The sequence below is a fragment of the uncultured Mucilaginibacter sp. genome, from assembly GCF_913773635.1.
GTDB lineage: Bacteria > Bacteroidota > Bacteroidia > Sphingobacteriales > Sphingobacteriaceae > Mucilaginibacter.
This window is the reverse complement of sequence record NZ_CAJYGQ010000003.1, coordinates 86,695-107,935: the sequence shown is the minus strand read 5'-3', so window position 1 is coordinate 107,935 and position 21,241 is coordinate 86,695. Positions and strand designations below refer to the sequence as shown.

The window sequence follows — 21,241 nt, the reverse complement described above, 5'->3', positions numbered from 1 at the left end:
CTTTCCTTAATTGGGGAGGCTTTTGTTTTTAGCGTACAAATGCAACTGAAAGCGAATCGGGGTAAAGAAGTTTAAGATTCTTGTTATCCAATTGCTGTATCACAAACTTTGTTGGCGCGCTGCCCTCAAACGATGTAAATATGGTATCTCCTTTAACAAAGTAATCTTCTGCAACAGGCTCAGCCTCTTCGCTCAGTATAAACTGCTTACCTGTAATTTGAAGCTGTGTTTTGCCATCGGTAGAACGCCACTTACCTTTTAAGCTGCTATTACCCGTTTCAGAGCAAGCAGCAGAAATAAGAACAAGCGCACATATAACGTGGACTAAAATGAGTAGATAGTTTTTCATGCAGGGAAGGTTGCAAAAGCAAGCATGCCCGCAATGCAGGCATGCTGTAATATATATTAGTTATTTGGTTTAGTCACCAAAGCTGATTCTCTTACATAAACATGGCGGCCTTTTTTGTTTACGTAGTAGTATGCTGAATTTTTATCGATGTAAATAGTTTGTCCTTGTGGGCCAACCTTGCCATCATATTTTTTATCAACCACAGCCGATTTTCCTTTAACGGCTAATTCAGCAGTTTTTTGTCCGGTTTTTTTACCGGCTCTGCCTACGGCTTTGGCACCTTTACCAACTGCACGGCCTGTTTTGGTTGCACCGCTGTCAATGGCTTGGCCTGTTTTTTTTAAGATTTGAGCTTGAGTATCGGCAGCAATAAATATTCCGGCTGCCAGTAAAGCAACTTTAAGTACGTTTTTCATGGTATCAATTAAGTTAATTTAAAAAACTAACTCAATTGTTCGGCCAAACGCTTCATTTCCAGTACGGGAGATTGTTTTTTGTACAAAACGCGGTATACAGCCTCACATATAGGCATACTAACTGTATACTGTTTGTTAACCTGGTGTAGGCAATTTACTGCATAATAACCTTCAGCAACCATATTCATTTCCAACTGCGCTGATGTAACCGTATAACCCTTACCTATCATATTACCAAAGGTACGGTTACGGCTAAACTGCGAGTAAGCTGTTACCAGCAAATCGCCCAGGTAAGCGGTCTCTTTTATATCCCGGTCAATAGGGTGAACGGCATCTACAAAGTCTTTCATCTCGCGCAGGGCGTTAGAGATAAGCACTGCCTGAAAGTTATCACCATAACCAACACCGTGGCAAATACCACTGGCTACGGCGTAAATGTTTTTAAGAACGGCGGCATATTCGGTACCATATATATCGTCTGACACGATGGTTTTAAGGTAGCGAGTACTCAGCATACCGGCAAATTCGGCTGCCAGGTTAGTATCGGCAGAGGCTATGGTAAGATAAGAAAGTTTCTCAAGTGCAACCTCTTCAGCATGGCAAGGGCCGCTGATTACTAAAAAGCGCTCGAAAGGGATGTTATAATATTTATGCAAAAATTCACCTATAATCAGGTTCTCATCAGGCACTATTCCTTTAATAGCCGATATGATGTTTTTACCCTCCAAATCGGCTGGTGCAATACCCGAAAGTGCATTTTTTAAAAATGCAGCCGGCACGTTAAGCAGTATGAAATTGGCTTGCGCAATAAGGCCTTTAAGGTCTGTTGAAATGTTTTGTTCCGGAACCTTAATTTCAACCGAGCTAAGGTAGTTAGGATTGTGCTTAATATTCTGCACATGCTCAACAGCCTGCTGATTACGCATCCACCAAAAAATTTCTTTTTTGGTAGTGTTATCAGTAAGCATCTTTATGTTAGCAGTGGCCCAGCTGCCACCACCAACTACCAGAATTTTATTTGGCTTATGTTGCATTCTAAACTTGCGGCGGTTTATATGTTGAATAACCGGAATTTGCAAAGGTATGTTTTTTTGAACGCTGATTTCAAATGTCACGCTTAAAATTGCTTATCCTCGTCAAAAATAAATTTCGTTTCAATACCTCATTTAGTATCCGACGTTATCAACGGCACCACTATTCATAATGCCGCAAATGATTACAGAATTGAGTCGCTGACATTTATCTGCAGCAACAAATTAACAACAATGCATCACAACAAGAGTTAAAACACGCGAAAGATGCTATACCCGAGGTTTAGTAATTGAGCCACATGCTTGCAGATACTGATTTTTATCAAATTTTTGATTGTTGTAACCTTTTGAAAGCTTAAATAATCAAACAGGTAAATAAAAATTTATACAACATGGAAAAAGCATTAGTAGTATGTGTAGCTACTGTAACCATAACAGTTTGCTTATTTTTAACCTGGTTTTTTTGGCACAGGGCCAATTCGAAAGAACGCTTGTTTTTATTGGAAAAAGGCCTCGACCCTAAAGAAACGGTTGATAAGATGACCAGTGTTTCACTACTCAAAATGGGCATCATCATTATAGGCTTAAGTACTGGCTTATTGCTAATTTACATCATTGATCAATTTACCAATGTAAACGGAACGCTGGCTCTTCCTATATTAGGTCTTTCGGGGGGTATTTCTATGTTGATTGCTAACAAGGCAGGAAAGGAAAATGCTTAACAGCACATTTACAGAAGGCATTTATATTGAAAAGCTTGTTAATGGAGATGAGAGCGCCTATCGCTATTTTATCAGAACTTATAAAGACATGGCCTTTACTTTGGCTGTATCAATTGTGAAGGATAACTTCATGGCTGAGGAAGTGGCACAAGACGCCTTTATTAAAGCTTTCAACAACATCAAATCATTTAACGGTAGGGCTGCGTTTAAAACATGGATTTATCGTATAATCGTTAACGAAGCTTTTTTGCGCCTCAAAAAGGAAAAAAAACACCAGTTGGTTTATTTCGAGGACTATCAAGCAGATATAGCGGATGCTAACGATTTAGAAAACCTGAATGAAAGCGAACGCTTTGAAACCATAAACCGGGCTTTTAAATTAATGCCGCCAAATGAAGCACTTGCTTTGCGCCTGTTTTATTTGGAAGAAAGTAGTATAAAAGAAATTGAGGTGATTACCGGATACACAGAAAGCAATATTAAAGTGTTGTTACACCGTGGCCGTAAACGTATGCTTACTATCATTAAAAACCAAAAGCTAGAAACAGTATGAATGAGTTTAATGACGATGAACTTTGTTTAGGTAAAGCAATTAGCAAAAGCAAATTAACCATGCCTGACAATAACTTTGAGCAGCGGGTTTTAGTGCGTATGGGTCAGCAGGCTGAGTACAAAAAAAATGTCAAGTATATACGCTACTCTATGCTTTGCTTTGCATTTTTCCTGGTTGCAGGGGTTGCAGCCAGCTATTGTTTGCCGGGCTACTTAGCATTATTATCAGGCATCTCGGCTGAGCTGTTGAAGCTTATATTTTTAGCGGTGTTTGTATTTTGCTTGCTTATAGGAACAGACTATTATATAAAATACTTCCAGGCAAAAGAAGCACAAGCAAACTAGGTTTGCTTATTAAGGTATAACAGCTCTCAATAAAAATAGCTTTATTTGTACATGTACCTGGTAAAAACGCCCTGGCTGCTCAAAAAGCTGTACCCGCAATTATGCTGGAATGCTGCGCGCGATAAACCTGTTATTTACCTTACGTTTGATGATGGCCCTATACCTATAGTTACGCCGTTTGTGCTTAAAACACTAAAGGATTTTAACGCCAAGGCTACCTTTTTTTGCATAGGTGATAATGTACGCAAACACCCTGATGTTTTTGAAGAAGTAAAAGCCGGAGGGCACGCAATAGGTAACCATACTTACAATCATCTTAAAGGCTGGAAAACCGACGACGACACGTACATAAACAATTTTTTGCAAGCCGACGAGCAATTAAAAACTACGCTTTTCAGGCCACCTTACGGCCGTATACGCCGCACGCAAATAAGCCGTCTTCAACAGCTTAAACCAGGCATTCAAATTATAATGTGGGATGTACTTAGCGGAGACTTTGATATGAGTTTAAAGCCCGAAGATTGTTTAAAAGGCGTACTGAAGCACACCGAAAATGGATCAATAGTAGTGTTTCATGACAGCCTTAAAGCATTTAACCGTTTAAAGTATACGCTACCACGGGCGTTGGAGATATGGCAAAAGCAGGGTTACTCCTTCGAGGCCTTGGCCTTGTAATTGCATTCACTCCAACAACTATCACTGCTGGAATTAGACCAAGGCTTAGCGTATTTTATATTATATATTTTTAAGCTATCGTAAGTTTTACAAAGCCGGTTATTATAATAACTTAAGTTTGTAACTACTTCTAAACGCTAATTAAACCGGCATTTTATGAAAACTCTGTTCTTCGTTGCCCTGCTCGCTTTAGGTGCGCTACACTTGTCATCATTCAAAGCAAAGCCTGTTGACGCAAATGTTCCTGACAGCGCCTTGGTTGCTTTCCCGGGAGCGGAAGGCTTTGGCAAGTATACAACAGGCGGCCGCGGAGGTAAAATTGCCGAAGTTACAAACCTGAATGATTCAGGTGCCGGTAGTTTTAGGGATGCACTTAATGCCTACCCCAACGAACCACTTACTGTTGTGTTTAAGGTAGGTGGAATAATAGATTTAAAGTCGGAAATTAAGGTGAGCCGCTCAAACCTTACCATTGCCGGGCAAACAGCCCCTGGCGACGGCATTTGTTTAAAAGGCAATTCATTTATACTTAACGGAAGGGGTAAAAACGGCAACATCATTATACGTTACCTGCGCTCAAGGCCCGGCGGTAAGGTAGCGTCGGGCTTATATGGTTTGGATATGGAAAACATGAGTAATGTAATTATAGATCATTGCTCGTTTAGCTGGGCTAACGAAGAGTGTGCCGCTATGTACGATATTAAAAACGTTACGGTGCAATGGTGCATTGTAAGTGAAGGCCTTTATAACGCTGGTCATTTAAAAGGAAAGCGCAGTTACGGCGGTGTTTGGGGAGGCCAACATGTTACTTACCACCATAATCTTATTTCCAACAATTTTAGCCGCACCGTGCGCTTCAATGGGGCCCGGGCCCATGATACCGTTGCCGTAATTGATTACCGCAATAACGTAATTTATAACTGGGGGCGTACCGGATCATGCTATGGCGGCGACATAAAAATACCCGGAGGCAGATCGGAGATTAACATGGTTAACAATTATTACAAGCCCGGGCCAGCCACGCAGGGTTTCAAAAAGATTTTTTGTGAAGCTCTGTATGAAAAAGGCACCGGCCAGTGGTACATAAACGGCAACACCATGGAAGGCGATGCCGCCTTAACCGCTGATAATAACACTGGTTTGGATCTTAATAGGGTACCTCAAGAAAAACGCGCCGCTGTGATTCTAAACGCACCCTTCCCGGTTGAAAAAACAACAACCCAAACTGCGCCCGATGCTTACAAATTAGTTTTGCAAAAAGCCGGGGCAATGCTCCCAAAGCGTGATGTCGTTGATGCACGAATAGTAAGCGAAGTAAAAAATAACAATCCCAAAGGAATGGGATCGCTTCAAAAAGCCGGTATAATTGATGATGCCACTAGTGTAGGTGGTTGGCCGGCCTATCAAACAGGCAAAACGTTAACCGATAGTGATCATGACGGTATCCCCGACGGTTGGGAATTAGCCAATGGTCTTGATAAAAACAATGCGGCCGATGGTAATAAGCTTCATAAAAGCGGTTACACTATGTTGGAGGTTTATTTGAACAGTATTAAATAATACCGTACATCAGGCATTTTTCACAATAATGCTTTCTATAATATCGGTAGTATCTTCACACTTATCAGTTGCTCTTTCGAGTGCGGCTAATATTTCAGTGTATTTAATGAGTTCAATGCAGTTGGTTTCATTGTGAATGAGTGAAGAAAGTGCTTTGTTGTAAACCTGGTCGGCATAGGTTTCCAGCTGGCGTATTTTTTTACAGCATGTGCTTACATCATGTGTTAAAGTTAAATTACCAAGGCTCTGCACCCCTTTCTCCAGCTCAATACTTGCTTCAATAATAAGGCCTGCAATATCTTTCATGGCAGGCTCAACAAATTTTAACTGGTAAAGATTAAGCCTGCGTGCGGCCACATGTATGGTATCACATACCTGGTTTATGCCCGATGCCAAAGCATACATATCATTGCGTTCAAACGGCGATACCAACGCACGTGAAGAAGCCGTATATACCTGGTGCTTTAATTCATTGCCTGTTGATTTAAGGCGTGCAATTTGGTTAAAATGCATTTTTTCCTCGTGTGGCGTATCACTGCTCACGGTTTTGTATAACAGCTCGGCCATGCGTACGTTATTTGTAGCCGATTGATTGAACAGATTAAAGAAAACGGTATTTTTTGGAACAAAGAACTTAAACATAGGCGTGTATCGGTATACTGTAAATCTATGTCCGCATTGTTAAGCCTATGTTGACAAAAGTTTATGCTTTTGCCAGTAATTTATGATGGATTAGTTAATTAATAACGCTTAAAAACATAAAAAGGCGCTCTTGCGCCTTTTTATTAAATATTTATAGTTGGTTAAAACTTATGGATATCGCCACTACCAGCTTTTGACGTTGATATTTGCTTAACAGCACCCGTATAACGTACATCGCCTGAGCCAGCAACAGAGGCGTCAAGCTTTTGACTTACGTTAACTGCAGCATCTCCAGAACCTACAACCCTTACCGCAGTAACAGCCGTAACTAATGAGCGACCGTTATAATCGCCCGAACCTGATACTTTAACGTTTGAGGTTTCGGCATTACCTGTAAGGCTTATATCTCCTGAGCCTACGATAGATACATCAAGCTTTTTAACGTCCAGTTTTCCGCTAATATCGCCAGATCCGCTAAGGCTAACTACCATATCCTGAGTACGGAAGCCATCTTTGAAAAACACATCGCCAGAACCTGCGAGACCTATCTTATTCAAATCTTTGGCCACTACTCTAACTATACGCTTTTTATTGCTCCCTCCCCAGTTCCAGCCCGAATTATTATTGCGTTTGGTGTAGATTTTTAAAACACCGTTTTCAACAACGGTAATAATTTTATCTATCTCATCGGCATCGGCCTCAACTTTAACCGATTCGTTGGCTCCCTGCGTTAAATAAACATCAAAAGAACCGGAAACACTTACCGAAGAGAACCCTGACAGGTGACGGTCCTGCTCATCGGCAAAATTAGTTATGTTAATACTTGGCTTAGCATTACTTTGTGCAACCCCTGTTACAAGGGCAGCAGCTAATAAAATTCTGGCTATAGTTATCATAGTAATAAGTTTGTTGTTCTGAACATAAGATGTTACCAAACGCTCATTGGTTACAGTAAAAATAAATTATTTACTGTAACCATAATATTCAGGGCAAACCCATCACTTTTTACCACACTATTTTTGTTGTAACTGCAGTAACGCGCCGTATTTCTTTTCTTTTATTTCGGTATCAGATAAAATATCAAATTCAAAGGTTTCATTGCCCGATTTAACTCTTAACAACGATCCTTTAATTTCATAACGTCCCGGGTAAACTATATCACCACCGGGCACAACGTTGCCGCTACCATCAGGATTTAGCGTAACCTGCCAGGTACTTATATAATCGGGGGTAGTATCTGATGTAATTTTATTATGCCTCTGCTCGTAAATTTTGGTTTCGTTTACTTCAATTTTATCCTTCTTACAGGAGTTTAAAAGTATCATGCCAAAAACTGTAAGCAGTATGAGTTTTAAATTTTTCATAACAATGGTTTATTAAGGTTTAGAGCCATTACGTGTGCCTTAGCAGTTATGCTACAAATGATAACAAAAAAAGCCCCTGCATAATTCATATGCAGGGGCGTTATATTTTGCTTGGGCAAGTTTAGTATTTACCCATTTTGTAGTAAGCGTCGTTCCAGGCAATTTCTTTCTGGAATTCGCGCAGCTTGGTTTCTTTACCAATAAGCAGGTACTCTATGCCTGCCATTTCGGCAAAGGCATGCAAGTGCTCGTCGGTTAGGTTTTGGCTGTAGCAGGTATGGTGAGCACCACCGGCATAAATCCAGGCAGCACATCCGTCTTTCATGTTCGGGTATGGTTTCCAAAGCACGCGGGCCACAGGCAGTTTAGGCAAGTCGTTAGTTGGCTCAACGGCTTCAACCTCATTTACTATCATACGGAAACGGTTGCCCATGTCTACAATTGAAGCATTTAAGGCAGCACCACCGGCTACGTTGAATACCAAACGAACCGGATCGGCTTTACCACCAATACCTAACGGATGTACTTCTACCTTTGGTTTACCGGTTGCAATGGCAGGGTCAACCTCCAACATGTGCGAACCTAAAACCATTGAGTTAGCACCATCAAAATGGTAAGTATAATCTTCCATAAAGGCGTTACCACCCGGTAGGCCGGCACCCATCACTTTCATGGCACGTACCAACGCAGCAGTTTTCCAGTCACCTTCGCCGGCAAAACCATAACCTTCGGCCATTAAGCGCTGTGCGCCAATACCAGGTAATTGTACCATGCCGTGCAAGTCTTCAAACGTATCGCTGAAGCCTTTAAAGCCTCCCTGTTTTAAGAAGGTGCGTAAACCCACCTCAATTTTAGCAGCTTCAATTAATGACTGATGTTGCGCACCACCTTTTTGCAGGTCGGCAGCTACGTCATATAAATCATGGTATTCAGCAATTTGCTGATCAATCAAAGCATAATCTAATGAATTGATTACCTGCACCAAATCACCAATACCGTATGAGTTAACCGAGAAACCAAATTGCAATTCGGCTTCTACCTTATCGCCATCGGTAACGGCAACATAGCGCATGTTATCGCCAAAGCGGGCAAATTTGGCACCTTGCCAATCATGCCAGCCTGCAGCAGCACGTGCCCAAACGCTAATTTGGTTGGCTACTTCTTCCTCTTGCCAATGACCAACAACCACTTTACGGCGTAGGCGCATACGGCTCATCATAAACCCAAACTCACGGTCGCCATGGGCGCTCTGGTTGAGGTTCATAAAGTCCATATCCATAGTGCTCCATGGAATTTGGGCATTAAACTGGGTATGCAGGTGAAGCACTGGCTTTTTAAGGATGCTCAAACCGCGAATCCACATTTTAGCGGGCGAGAAAGTGTGCATCCAGGTAATTAAGCCAATACAGCTAGGCGTTACGTTAGCCTCCTGAATAAGGCTATATATCTCGTCGGATGATTTTACAGTTGGTTTAAATACCACTTTCACCGGAACGGTTGCGTTGGCATCTAAACCGCGTGCAATTTCCTGCGAGTGCTCGGCAACCTGTTTCAGCGTTTCCTCGCCGTAAAGGTCCTGGCTGCCGGTTACAAACCAAACTTCAAGTTCTTTTAAGTTGATCATAATATCAATGAGTGAATTATTGATTGAGTGAATGTGTGAATTAATATAAACGAATGACAATAAGTAAGAGTATGGACGAGTAAAACATTCACTCATTCATCCCTCACTCATTATTAGCTTTGTCCATAATACGAATCAGGGCCGTGCTTGCGCTCGTAATGTTTGCGTATCAACGCATCTTTTAAGCGTGGTGCCTGCGGATTAATTTGTTCTGTTAGCAGTGCCATTTTAGCGATAGCCTCTAGCACGGCACTATTGTGTACGGCTTTAGCAGCGGTTTTACCCCAGCTAAATGGCGCGTGGTTGCCTACCAATACCATTTCAACTTCTTTATAATCCAAACCTTTGTCCTGGAACACATCCATAATTTGGAAACCGGTTTTGTATTCGTAATCGCCGGCAATGTACTCGTCAATCATTGGCGGAGCACAAGGAATGTCAACCGTATTATAGTCGGCATGTGTGGTACCAAAAATTGGTATATCACGCTGTGATTGCGCCCAGGCGGTGCCGTAGGTAGAGTGCGTGTGGCAAACGCCACCAACCGAACGCCCCCAGTGCTTATATAATACAGCGTGGGTTTTGGTGTCGGATGACGGACGCAGGTCGCCCTCAATGGTGTTGCCTTCAAAGTCAACAATTACCATTTTTTCGGGCGAAAGATCTTCGTAAGGCACGCCGCTTGGTTTAATGGCAAAAACGCCTAAGTCATGATCGGCAGCGCTCACATTGCCAAACGTGAAAATAACCAGCCCCAACTTAGGCAGTTCCATGTTGGCGGCGTAGGCAGCCTGTTTTATATGATCGTATTTCATTTCGGATATTATTTTTGAACCGGAATTTGGATATTTGTGAAAAAACAGAATTCTAAAAATTCTACTAATTACTTAAATTCCGGTTCAATAGATTATACAGTTGTTTCAGTAAACTTACCCAAGGTATTATATTGCGTATAGCGCTTGTTATAAAACTCTGCGTTGCCAGCCTCAGGGAAGTACTCTACGTCAAAGCCGCCTCCCATAGCTTCCATAGCCTCTTCAACTTTAGGGTAGATGCCTGCAACCGTAGCTGCAAACATGGCTGCACCTAAGGCACAAGTATGCTCAAACTGGTGTATGCGGATAGGCATTTGAAGTACATCGGCCATCATTTGCATAATGTACGGCGATTTTTTGGCCACACCACCAATACCAATGATGCCTTCAACAGGTACGCCTTCGCTACGGAAACGCTCTACAATGCTACGAGCGCCAAAGCAAGTGGCCTCGGCCAGTGCACGGAATACGCGCGGAGCATCGCTACCCAAACCTAAACCGGTAATGGTGCCTTTTAACAACTGGTTGGCATCAGGCGTACGGCGTCCGTTAAACCAATCGGTTGCCAGTTCGGCTTTTTCGTCTAAAGGTAAAGCTGCTGCTGCTTTGCTCAGTTCAGGAATGATCTTACCAATCATTTCTTCTTTCAAAGCTTCGGCAGTTTGAACATCAACAACTGTTGAATTGTTGAGCAGGTTTTGAATTGGCCAGGCCACCAGGTTTTTAAACCAGGCGTAAGTATCGCCAAAGGCCGACTGGCCGGCTTCTAAGCCTGCCATACCCGGGATAACCGAACCATCAACCTGTCCGCAAATACCTTTAACCAGTTTACCATCCATATCGCGGTTAGGGGCAACCAAAATGTCGCAGGTTGACGTTCCCATTACCTTGCTCAGGTGATAGGGCTCAATTTGTCCACCTACAGCACCCATATGCGCATCAAAAGCACCAACGCCAATAACCACATCGGTTGAAAGGCCTAAACGCTCTGCCCATTCGGCGCTCAGCTTTCCGGCTGATACGTCTGAAGTGTAAGTATCTTTATATAAACGCTCGGTAAATCCTTTCAAAAGCGGATCGAGTGATGAGAAGAACTCATCGGGCGGCAAACCGCCAAACTCTTCGGCCCAAAGTGCTTTATGGCCTGATGAACAACGGCCGCGCATAATATCATCGGCATTGGTACCACCGGTTAACAAGAACGGAATCCAGTCGCAGTGTTCAACCCATGAGTAGATGTTGTTGCGTACAATTTCGTCTGTACGTAAAATGTGCAGTAATTTTGCCCAAAACCACTCTGATGAGTATATGCCACCTACATACTGCAGATAATTAGTATCAAATTTGGTAGCGTGCTCGTTAATTTCGGCAGCCTCCTTAACCGAGGTATGGTCTTTCCAAAGCACAAACATGGCAGCCGGGTGGTGCTCAAATTCGGGCAGTAAGGCTAGGGGCACACCGGCTTTATTTACCGCAACCGGGGTAGAGCCTGTAGTATCAACCGCAATGGCTTTTACCTGTGCAGCAACTTCAGGTCCGGCTTTGGTTATACAAGCTTTAATGGTACTCTCCAAGCCTTCGATATAATCTAAAGGATGCTGGCGAAACTGGTTTTTGGCAGCATCGCAATACTGTTGTTTTTGCCAGCGCGGGTAATAAAATACCGAAGTAGCAAGCTCTTTACCATCGGCAGCGTTAACAATAACGGAACGCACCGAGTCCGAGCCGTAATCAACGCCAATTACATATTGAGGTTTATCAGTCATGGTTATTTGTTAATTAAACGTAGTTTTGACGTTTAATATTTTAGGATGTAAATGTAGGGGTAATCTTGTGCCTCTGCAAAAATATTTTGTTACAAAAACTGCAGGTGATCGGGGGTAATAATGAGGCTGAAAATCTTGTATAAATTCTCATTGTACTTAGCCTTATCAAGCGTATAATAAAATGCGCCTTTTTTTGAGCCCAGCTTATCTTTTTCGTTCAGTTTTATCAATAAATCAGTTGATAATAACTTACGGCTAAAATTGCGTTTGTCGAAGTTAACCTCGTAAATGGCGTCATACATACTTTGTATTTGCGGGAGAGTAAACTTTTCGGGCAGTAACTCAAATACTACGGGGTGCAGGGCTGCTTTGTATTGCAGACGTTTTTTAGCCATTTCAACCATTTCATTATGATCAAAAATAAGCTTGGGGATGTTGTTCACCGGAAACCATTCTGCATGGTAATCAGCGCTTAGCTGTTGCTTGTATCTGGCAATATCAATGAGCGCAAAGTAGGCAACGCTTATGGTGCGTTCATTAGTATCGCGCTTTACGTTACCAAACGTATGCAATTGCTCCAAATACACCCCGCGTAAACCTGTCAGGCTTTCCAGTATGCGGTTTGAGGCATCGTCTACGCTTTCATCATCATTAACATACCCGCCCATGAGGCTCCACTTGTTACGCTCGGGGTCAAAGCCGCGCTGTATAAGCAAAAGCTTCATATCTGAACCATCAAAACCGAAAACAATACAATCAATTGCTACTGTAATGTGCGGTGCTTTCCTTTTAACCATGCAACGTTTAATACAAAGACAGCGAATGTAACATTTTAGTTAATAAAATTAAATACAAGGTTGTCAAATGTATGTTACAACCTGTTTAGAGGAAATTGCTCTAAAGATTAAACCTAATCCTAATGAATTCTTAATAAGGGATAGATAATTTGGCATGATTTTGCCGTTAATGGGATGATGCAGCCCTAATTGCTCCTGTTATTAAGCGGCTATTGATTGAATATGAAAATTGCGCATTTAGTTCTTACCTATACTAATCCCCAATTAACCGAAAGACTGATTAAGGTATTAAGTCACCCGCAATTTGATTTTTATATTCACGTTGATAAAAAATTCCCAATTGAGCCCTACTTGTACCTGCGTAAATATCCTAATGTTTTCTTTATAAATGACAGGGAAGATGTACGCTGGGCGGGCTACAATACTATTAAGGCAACTTTCAAGTGCATCAAAGAAATTGCCGCCTCAAAAATAAACTACGAGTACATTAACTTTTTAAGCGGACAGGACTACCCTCTTAAACCGGCCGAATACATGCTTGCCTTTTTTGAAAAAAACAAAGGAAAGCAATTTATTGAATTTCAAAGCATTGAACGCGAATGGGTTGAAGCACAGCCCCGTATAACCAAGTATCATTTTACAAACTTCACCTTTAAGGGTCGCCACCGTGTAGAATGGCTGGTAAATTTACTTACCCCCAAACGCAGCTTACCGTTTGAACTTGAGCCTTATGGGAAAGCTATGTTTTGGATGTTGAACCCCGAACGGGCAATGTATGTGGTGAATTATGTAGAAAGCAATCCCCAGCTTGAACGATTTTTTCTACTAACCTGGGGCAGCGACGAATTTGTTTTTCAAACCGTATTAATGAATTCGCCATACAGAGATGAACTGGTGAATAATGACTATCGATACATTGACTGGTCGGCAGGGGGTGCGCACCCAAAGATTTTGACTATAAAAGATTTTGATGCTTTACGCAATACAGATGATCTCTTTGCACGTAAACTTAATGTTGAAAAAAGCGGTAAGCTTTTAGATGCACTTGATAAGCTTATTTTACCAGCGGCGGAGGCAACAACAATTTAATGGCATACCTTATAAACATTCCAACTTTTACCGATGCACGTGGTAACCTTACCGTATTAGACGAAGCTATTCCATTTCAAATTAAACGCCTGTTTTATATTTATGGTGTTGATAATTCGGCCCGGGGCGGTCATCGTCATCATCAAACCGTACAGGCTGCCATATGCATACAAGGAAGCTGCACTATTATCAATGACGATGGTGAGCATACCGAGCACATTGAGTTAGATACACCGCGCAAATGCCTCATTTTAGAAACTAAAGACTGGCATGTAATGACTAATTTTAGCCCCGATGCAATTTTGCTGGTTTTAGCCAGCACCGCATTTGATGCCGCCGATTATATTTTTGATCCTTACCCACACGAACAACAATCCTCATGATAGCATACGAAAACTTGCTGGAATCAAACAAACCCTTTACAGCACGTTTTAAAGAACAATTTGATGAGTTTTTAGCAAGTGGCTGGTATATACTGGGCAACTCAGTTAAAAGGTTTGAACAAGAATATGCAGCATGGAACCAATCAACCTACTGTATTGGATTAGCCAATGGTTTGGATGCACTTACGCTAGCACTTAAGGCTTATAACTTTGAGCCTGGCAGCGAGGTTATTGTTCCTTCAAATACTTACATAGCTACCATTTTAGCCATCCTCAACAATAACTTGAAACCGGTATTAGTTGAGCCGGATATTCGCACCTATAATATAAACCCTCAATTAATTGAAGAGGCCATTACAACGCGGACACGGGCAATTATGGTTGTGCATCTGTATGGCAAATGCTGTGCAATGGATGCTATACTTGCAATTAAAAATAAACACAATCTTGTGCTGATTGAAGATTGTGCACAAGCACATGGTGCAATGTTCAACGGCACTAAAACAGGCACATTTGGCGAGTTCGGAGCATTTAGCTTTTACCCCACCAAAAATCTGGGCGCACTTGGTGATGCCGGAGCAATAACCACAAATGATAATGAATTAGCCGGCATAATAAGGCAGTTGCGTAATTACGGTTCAGACAAAAAATATTATAACGAACGTATTGGCACCAATTCAAGGCTTGACGAATTGCAGGCAGCATTTCTAAGTGTTAAGCTGCAGGCACTAAACGATATTAACGACCACAAACGCAACCTGGCAAATCTTTACCTGCAAAACCTTAAGAGAGATTACATTTTGCCCGTTGTGGAGGATGGCTACCATGACGTTTACCACATTTTTAATGTAAGGCATGAGCGGCGCGATGCGCTTAAAGCTTATCTACTTGAACATGGTATAGGAACTGAAATACACTATCCCATTGCGCCGCATGAGCAAAAGGCAATGCGGGAGGCACTGAAGGGGCAAACGTTCCCTGTTGCAAAGGAAATTCATGACACTACATTAAGTCTGCCATGTTCATACTGGCATACACCAGCGCAGGTAATGCAGGTGGTTGACGTTATGAACAAATTTGTTTAAATACGTTTCACTCGTTTTAACTACTGTAAGATTCTCCCTTACAATTAATGCTTCTTTAATTTTGCCGATTGCAGATTTTTTAAAGAATGCCACTAAAATTTAAACCACTTTAATAATTTTGACGTATAAAGGTATTTTGAGTACTTTTCCCGTTAGAAAGAATTGGGTAGCATATACCAAAACAGATACTGAATGAGCAAAATATATACTCTTGTTATTGTTTTACTGCTTACTGTTGTTGCGGCTCCCAATAGCGCCATAGCCCAAAGTTCTATTATACCTGAAATTTCAGAGCCGTATCTTGAAAAGTTAATAGCTACTGCAAAGGCTAACTATCCGCGGGTAAAATCATTGGATGAACGGCTTAACATTGCTAAAAATAACGTTAGCAGGCAAAGGCTCTCCTATCTTGACGCTTTAACGTTTTCGTACGTGTATCAACCCAACACCACCTTAAACTTAAACGCACTGCAACCCGGTAACACCGATGGTTCGGCCATAGGGAATAACAACCGTACAAGCATATTCAGCGGCACGCAGTTTGGCTTGTTTTTTAACCTGGGTTCATATTTGCAAAAGCCTTTCGCAGTTAAGCAGTCAAAACGAGAGCTAAATATTGCCAATAATGATGTGCAGGAGTATATGCTAACGCTTACCACTCTGGTAAAAAAGAGATATTATACTTACCTGCAACGCTTAGCATCACTTAAATTACAAACACAGGCCTCAACCGATGCCGAAAGTGTAATGAAAGATGTGAAATACCGCTTTGAAAAAGGCGAAGTTACTGTAGAGAGTTACAACCAGGCCCGAATAAGCGTAACGCAACAAACACAAGCAAAAATTACCGCCGAAACAGATCTTTTTACAGCTAAAGCTGACTTAGAAGAGCTTGTGGGCGAAAAATTAGAAAATATCAGATAATGGATTTAGGCAGCTTTTTAAAGGTCTTATTACGGCACAAATACACGCTGATCTTAGTTCCGTTAGTAACTGTAATCATCACCTTTTTCCTGGTACGCAACCAGCCCGACAGCTATCTGTCAGGTACCCAAATTGCCACCGGTATTGTTGACCAAACACAAAAAACGCTTAGCGCAAGTTCTGAATTTTTGCAGGATGCCCAGGTAAGCCAGGAGTTTGGCAATCTCACGGCCATAATGAGGTCAAAAAAGACGTTAGATCAGGTATCATACCTGCTCATGATACATGACCTTACCACTACTAAGCCTTTTAGAAAGCCGAGCAAGGAATTGCAGGGCATGAACGCCAGCGCACGCAAGCATGCGGTTGAAATGTTCAGCAGCTTTTATAAAAGCCGCCGAACGCTGTCATTATTTAACCCCGATCAGCGTGGCCTGCACGACTTGCTTAGCTCAATGAAGTATGATGATCAGTCGTTACTGCAAAAGCTAACCATTTACCGCGACGGTAACAGCGATTTTATTGTCGTTCAATTTGAATCAGAAGACCCAAATCTTTCTGCCAAGGTGGTTAACGACCTGTGCCGTGAGTTTATCAATTATTATAGCCTGCAGGTTAAGCAAAACCAGTTAAAAGCCGTAAACTTTTATGCCGATTTGTTAAAGGCAAAAGAAGACACATTAAATAGTCGTCTTGAACGCCTGAAAGATTATAAAATCAGGAACCGTGTATTGAGCCTTAGCGAACAGGCTAAAGCTTTGTACGCCCAGTTATCTGACTTTGAAACACGCAGGCAACAAGCTTCCAAAGACGCCATTGCTTACAAAGCGGCCATGAACGACATTGACCAGCAGTTTGACCCTGCCGACCGCCGTTATGTAGAAAGCTCTATGATACGCCTTAACCAACGGCTTATAGCAACGCGTTCGCAGTTGGAGAGTGCAAATAATGATTATATACAAAGCGGTTTCAAGCCGGAATACAAGCAACAGGTAGACTCGTTAACTAATGTATTAAGCAGCCAGATCAGCCGGTCGAGCGATAAGTATATTGCTAACCCTATGGTTAGTAAGCAAAACCTTATTGAACAAAAGCTAACCATGCAAATTCAGTATGATTTGGCAAAAAGCAGCAACAAGTCAATTGAAAATGAACTTGCCCGTTTAAACGTAAGACTTACCGAACTGGTACCACATGAGGCCATTGTACAGGCCAATGAAAATGCCATACAAATTGCCCAGGACGAATACATGGATATTTTGGGCAAGTACAATCAAAAGCAACTGGAGTCGAGCTTTTCGGTATTACTGCGCCAAATTGAAACAGCAATGCCAGGTGCAGCGCAACCTTCTAAAAAAATGCTGCTGGTTATTATAAGCGGTGTGGTAAGCTTTATATTTTGCTTGCTGGTACTGTTTGTACTTTTCTATATTGATAATACTATTAAAAACCCGCGTGAGCTGGCCAACGCCACCAAAATTTCCGTTTTGGGGTATCTGTTTAAATTAAGTGGGGCATCATTTGATTTAGGTCAAATTTGGAACGGTAACAACATAACTGATGAGCATCGCAAGTTTCGCAATCTCATACAGGCTTTACGCTTTGAGGTTGATAATGAAATGAACGGCAGTAAGATATTGCTTGTTAACAGTATGGCTCAGGATGAAGGCAAAACCTTTGTAGCGCTTAACCTTGCCTATGCATACGCGCAGGTCAATAAAAAAGTGTTGCTCATTGATGGTGACTTCACCCGTCCTGATATTACAAAAGCGGTTAATTCAACTTACTACCTTGAGGATTTCCTGTCACGCAACATTAATGATTACAACTTTGCGCCCACAGGAAAAATAACAACCATGGGTAACTATGGCGGCGATATGTCACTGCTGCAGGTAGACACTGAAGGAGACATCAGGCATAAGCTTAACCATTTAAAGTCGGTATTTGATATTATTATCATTGAATCGCCGGCGCTTAATTCATTGAATAAAGCAAAAGAATGGGTAGTGGCGTCAGATAAAGTGCTTACCGTTATAAAGGCGGGACAATCTTTAAAAGAACACCGCAGATTACACATCAGCTACTTAAAAAGCTTAAACAACCAGTTTATAGGTTGGGTATTGAATGAGGTGGATAAAAGTCAGCTTACAGCTGAAGAACGGGCATAACGGCAAATTCAATGGTAGTAATTAAGGTGATATGGCTAGCATTTCAGATACTTATAGGGTATAACCTTATATTACCTATACTGCTGTATTTGCTATACAAGCTAAAAAAGAAACCTCAAATATTAGCGTCGGCACCGGCGGAGGCAGATTATGCCATCATTGTTACAGCTTATGAGTGGGTTACCGCTATACCTGACGTAGTTGCTTCTATTTTAAAGCTTAACTATAGTAACTACATAATTTATGTAGTTGCCGATAAGTGCGACATCAGTAGCTTACATTTTACAGACGAGCGCGTGGTTATTTTACGCCCCGAGGAAACTTTGGCAGGCAACGTACGCTCACACTTTTACGCAATAAACCGCTTTAAGCGGGTACACGAGCGCCTTACCATTATTGATAGCGATAACCTTGTTGAACCCGAATACCTGAACGAACTTAACAAGCTTTTTAACCAGGGCTTTGAGGCAGTGCAAGGTATCCGCGAAGCAAAAAATCTGGATAGCACTTATGCCTGCCTGGATGCTGCGCGTGACATTTATTACCATTTTTACGATGGTAAAATTTTATTTCAGGTAGGTTCATCGGCTACACTGGCGGGCTCGGGTATGGCATTTACCACGCAGCTTTACCGCCAGTCGCTTGAGCACCGTGATGTAAGCGGTGCCGGGTTTGACAAAGTATTACAGGCGGCAATAATTGGCGCCAACAAACGCATTGCATTTACTGATAAAGCAATTGTTTGGGACGAGAAAACCACCCACTCTGATCAATTAGTCAAGCAACGCGCCCGGTGGATTAATACCTGGTTTAAATACTTTAAATACGGCTTTACTTTGCTTGGAAAATCGGTAAGCAACTTTAGTTTCAATCAGTTTTTATTTGGGTTGATACTGTTACGTCCGCCGTTGTTTATCTTTCTCATTCTGTCGGCATTTTGTATGCTGGCCAACTTTTTTATAAGCTGGATTGCTGTAGCGTTATGGTTGCTTGCATTCATGTTTTTTGTACTTGGCTTCTATATATCGCTGGCAAAGTCTGACACTGATAAGCGCATATACCAGTCGTTGGTTAACATTCCTAAATTTATTTATTTTCAAATACTTTCATTACTTAAAGCACGCCGTGCAAATCAGCATTCGGTAGCTACACGTGGCACAGGTGCCGAACCTGTTAAAAATGGAAAATCATGAGAATAAATCCATCAGAAAAAGCACTCCGTAACGGCAAGGTTGATCCGGAGGTTCAGCAAAAAATAAATGCTGTTACACGTATTGTGGCAATAGTCGTAGCTTTTGTAAGTACCTTTTTTTTATTTATTAAAATACTGTTTTTATAATAACAATGGCCATGCATTGCGGCAACCCAATAGCAGCAACGTAATGATTATTTATACATGAACAACTTACAGGTAACCATAACCGGCAATAACAAAGGCGGCAGCTTTAAACAGCGCCTGGTTAACCTGTTTTTGATTCAAAAATTAAAAACGCCTGCAGGTATAGTTATGCTGCTTGCCGCCTCGGCAGTTATTGCAGCCGGCACAGTTAAAATGGGTTTGCCCTTCGGCATTTTATTAATGCTTGCAATTGGCGTTTTACCACTATTGCATGCTATTACCAGCTATCCCAAATTTGGCATTACGCTACAGCTAATAATGGCCTACTTTCTATTTATGCTGGGCCGTATTGGTGTACCCGGGCCAATTGGTACGCTTATGGATGGCATACAGTTTTTACTGTTGCTAGGCCTGGCCGTAAGGGTAAAAAACGACGATAATAACTGGGCATATTTCAAAAGCCCTATAACCACCGTACTATTAGTTTGGCTGGGTTACAACATACTTGAATTTGGCAATCCCTTCGCCGAATCGCGCCTGGCCTGGGTATACACCATACGTACTGTTGCCATAGTGCTGTTGGGCTATTTTGTGCACCTATACAGTATACGGTCGGTAACGTTTATACGCTTTATTTTTAAGCTATGGTTGCTTATGGCACTAATTGCTGCCTTATACGCCTATAAGCAAGAATATATCGGGTTTTCAGACGCTGAGGAAGCCTATCTCCATTCTGATCCGGCTATTGCCTCGTTGCTGTTTATAGCCGGCCATTGGCGTAAGTTCTCTACCTTTTCAGACCCGGTTTCGTTTTCTTACAACATGGTAATGCCTACCATTTTATGTATATGTATTATAGCCGGTAAATATAAGCTTTGGAAGAAGCTGGTGCTAGTAGTGTGTGCGTTTTTGTACATGTCATCCATGCTGTTTTCGGGCACACGTGGGGCCAACGTACTGCTACCGGCGGCGCTGCTGTTGTTTGCCATACTAAACTACAGCCAACGGGTATTAATTTTTACTTGTGTAGCTGCAGTATTTTTGCTGGTTCTTATTAACATACCTACGGGTAACGCCAACATTCAACGCTTTCAAACTGCTTTCAGGCCCAATAACGATGATTCGTATAACCTGCGTAAGCAAAATCAAAAGCGTATACAGCCTTACATACTTACCCACCCTATGGGCGGCGGCCTGGGTGCTACCGGTGACTGGGGCAAAAAATTTGCGCCCGGGTCATTCCTTGCCAGTTTCCCGCCCGATAGTGGTTATATACGCGTAGCTGTTGAGGAAGGATGGATTGGCCTGTTGTTATTTTGCCTAATGATGTTTACCATCATGAAAAAGGGCATAAACAACTATTACCAAATGAAAGATCCTGAGCTTAAAACGTACTGTTTGGCCATGACTTTGGTTGTATTTGCCTATAATATTGCTAACTTTCCGCAGGAGGCATTGGTTCAATACCCATCAAACGTGTTCTTTTACCTTGAAGTTGCGCTTATTGAAGTCACCTTCAGACTTGATCAGGCTAAACAAAAAGAAGCGGCAGGCGTATCTTCTTTTGATTCTTTAACTGTATAACACCTTACATT

Annotated in this window: 23 protein-coding genes; 13 read left to right on the top strand and 10 right to left on the bottom strand. The window is 41.9% G+C overall.

Annotation, left to right across the window (positions count from 1 at the left end; all coding sequences use genetic code 11):
• Positions 1-28 precede the first annotated feature (28 nt).
• The 3 genes from QZ407_RS01865 to QZ407_RS01855 are packed head-to-tail and all read right to left on the bottom strand — an operon-like array spanning position 29 to position 1,799.
• The gene (locus QZ407_RS01865) at positions 29-349 is read right to left on the bottom strand and encodes a hypothetical protein (RefSeq protein ID WP_295767363.1); all 321 of its coding nucleotides are present in this window, start codon (positions 347-349) and stop codon (positions 29-31) included.
• Positions 350-405: 56 nt separating this feature from the next.
• Positions 406-765, bottom strand: coding sequence for a hypothetical protein (locus QZ407_RS01860; RefSeq protein WP_295767362.1), 360 nt, complete (start codon positions 763-765; stop codon positions 406-408).
• A gap of 26 nt (positions 766-791) precedes the next feature.
• Complete coding sequence (locus tag QZ407_RS01855; protein WP_295767361.1) at positions 792-1,799, bottom strand: NAD(P)H-dependent glycerol-3-phosphate dehydrogenase; 1,008 nt, start codon at positions 1,797-1,799, stop codon at positions 792-794.
• 389 nt (positions 1,800-2,188) lie between these two features.
• On the opposite strand from QZ407_RS01855, the gene QZ407_RS01850 reads away from it, so the two are divergent.
• The 5 genes from QZ407_RS01850 (at position 2,189) to QZ407_RS01830 (ending at position 5,650) form a co-directional block, all read left to right on the top strand.
• The gene (locus QZ407_RS01850) at positions 2,189-2,518 is read left to right on the top strand and encodes a DUF6249 domain-containing protein (protein WP_295767360.1); all 330 of its coding nucleotides are present in this window, start codon (positions 2,189-2,191) and stop codon (positions 2,516-2,518) included.
• Positions 2,511-3,071 (top strand): sigma-70 family RNA polymerase sigma factor, encoded by a 561-nt coding sequence (locus tag QZ407_RS01845; protein WP_295767359.1) that lies wholly within the window; start codon positions 2,511-2,513, stop codon positions 3,069-3,071. The genes QZ407_RS01850 and QZ407_RS01845 overlap by 8 nt, the downstream gene beginning before the upstream one ends.
• A complete protein-coding gene (locus QZ407_RS01840; RefSeq protein ID WP_295767358.1) occupies positions 3,068-3,415 on the top strand; it encodes a hypothetical protein in 348 nt (115 codons plus the stop codon). The genes QZ407_RS01845 and QZ407_RS01840 overlap by 4 nt, the downstream gene beginning before the upstream one ends.
• A gap of 51 nt (positions 3,416-3,466) precedes the next feature.
• Complete coding sequence (locus QZ407_RS01835; protein WP_295767357.1) at positions 3,467-4,090, top strand: polysaccharide deacetylase family protein; 624 nt, start codon at positions 3,467-3,469, stop codon at positions 4,088-4,090.
• 156 nt (positions 4,091-4,246) lie between these two features.
• The gene (locus QZ407_RS01830; RefSeq protein ID WP_295767356.1) at positions 4,247-5,650 is read left to right on the top strand and encodes a pectate lyase; all 1,404 of its coding nucleotides are present in this window, start codon (positions 4,247-4,249) and stop codon (positions 5,648-5,650) included.
• Positions 5,651-5,659: 9 nt separating this feature from the next.
• Here QZ407_RS01830 and QZ407_RS01825 read toward each other — a convergent pair whose 3' ends face one another.
• The 7 genes from QZ407_RS01825 to QZ407_RS01795 form a co-directional block, all read right to left on the bottom strand.
• The gene (locus QZ407_RS01825; protein WP_295767355.1) at positions 5,660-6,292 is read right to left on the bottom strand and encodes a DUF47 family protein; all 633 of its coding nucleotides are present in this window, start codon (positions 6,290-6,292) and stop codon (positions 5,660-5,662) included.
• 161 nt (positions 6,293-6,453) lie between these two features.
• Positions 6,454-7,188 (bottom strand): head GIN domain-containing protein, encoded by a 735-nt coding sequence (locus QZ407_RS01820; protein ID WP_295767354.1) that lies wholly within the window; start codon positions 7,186-7,188, stop codon positions 6,454-6,456.
• Between the two features lie 117 nt (positions 7,189-7,305).
• Entirely contained in the window at positions 7,306-7,656 is a 351-nt protein-coding gene (locus QZ407_RS01815; RefSeq protein WP_295767353.1) for a hypothetical protein, read from the bottom strand.
• A 121-nt stretch (positions 7,657-7,777) separates the two neighbouring features.
• Positions 7,778-9,280: an L-arabinose isomerase gene (araA, locus tag QZ407_RS01810; RefSeq protein WP_295767352.1), complete on the bottom strand. Its 1,503-nt coding sequence runs from the start codon at positions 9,278-9,280 to the stop codon at positions 7,778-7,780.
• Between the two features lie 113 nt (positions 9,281-9,393).
• A complete protein-coding gene (locus tag QZ407_RS01805; RefSeq protein ID WP_295767351.1) occupies positions 9,394-10,095 on the bottom strand; it encodes an L-ribulose-5-phosphate 4-epimerase in 702 nt (233 codons plus the stop codon).
• A gap of 92 nt (positions 10,096-10,187) precedes the next feature.
• A complete protein-coding gene (locus QZ407_RS01800; RefSeq protein ID WP_295767350.1) occupies positions 10,188-11,861 on the bottom strand; it encodes a ribulokinase in 1,674 nt (557 codons plus the stop codon).
• Between the two features lie 89 nt (positions 11,862-11,950).
• The gene (locus QZ407_RS01795) at positions 11,951-12,658 is read right to left on the bottom strand and encodes an NUDIX domain-containing protein (RefSeq protein WP_295767349.1); all 708 of its coding nucleotides are present in this window, start codon (positions 12,656-12,658) and stop codon (positions 11,951-11,953) included.
• Between the two features lie 222 nt (positions 12,659-12,880).
• Between QZ407_RS01795 and QZ407_RS01790 the strand changes: the two genes are divergently transcribed.
• From QZ407_RS01790 to QZ407_RS01755, 8 genes are all read left to right on the top strand, one after another.
• A complete protein-coding gene (locus QZ407_RS01790; RefSeq protein ID WP_295767348.1) occupies positions 12,881-13,747 on the top strand; it encodes a beta-1,6-N-acetylglucosaminyltransferase in 867 nt (288 codons plus the stop codon).
• Positions 13,747-14,130, top strand: coding sequence for an FdtA/QdtA family cupin domain-containing protein (locus tag QZ407_RS01785; protein WP_295767347.1), 384 nt, complete (start codon positions 13,747-13,749; stop codon positions 14,128-14,130). Before QZ407_RS01790 ends, QZ407_RS01785 begins: the two co-directional genes overlap by 1 nt.
• The gene (locus QZ407_RS01780) at positions 14,127-15,215 is read left to right on the top strand and encodes a DegT/DnrJ/EryC1/StrS family aminotransferase (RefSeq protein WP_295767346.1); all 1,089 of its coding nucleotides are present in this window, start codon (positions 14,127-14,129) and stop codon (positions 15,213-15,215) included. Before QZ407_RS01785 ends, QZ407_RS01780 begins: the two co-directional genes overlap by 4 nt.
• Before the next feature lie 192 nt (positions 15,216-15,407).
• Positions 15,408-16,139 (top strand): TolC family protein, encoded by a 732-nt coding sequence (locus QZ407_RS01775; protein ID WP_295767345.1) that lies wholly within the window; start codon positions 15,408-15,410, stop codon positions 16,137-16,139.
• Positions 16,139-18,307, top strand: a complete 2,169-nt coding sequence (locus QZ407_RS01770; RefSeq protein WP_295767344.1) for an AAA family ATPase — start codon at positions 16,139-16,141, stop codon at positions 18,305-18,307. The genes QZ407_RS01775 and QZ407_RS01770 overlap by 1 nt, the downstream gene beginning before the upstream one ends.
• An 11-nt stretch (positions 18,308-18,318) precedes the next feature.
• Positions 18,319-19,500, top strand: a complete 1,182-nt coding sequence (locus tag QZ407_RS01765; protein ID WP_295767343.1) for a glycosyltransferase — start codon at positions 18,319-18,321, stop codon at positions 19,498-19,500.
• On the top strand, positions 19,497-19,646 hold the full coding sequence (locus QZ407_RS01760; protein WP_295767342.1) for a hypothetical protein: 150 nt from the start codon (positions 19,497-19,499) through the stop codon (positions 19,644-19,646). Before QZ407_RS01765 ends, QZ407_RS01760 begins: the two co-directional genes overlap by 4 nt.
• Positions 19,647-19,703: 57 nt before the next feature.
• A complete protein-coding gene (locus QZ407_RS01755) occupies positions 19,704-21,230 on the top strand; it encodes an O-antigen ligase family protein (RefSeq protein ID WP_295767341.1) in 1,527 nt (508 codons plus the stop codon).
• Positions 21,231-21,241: the final 11 nt, after the last annotated feature.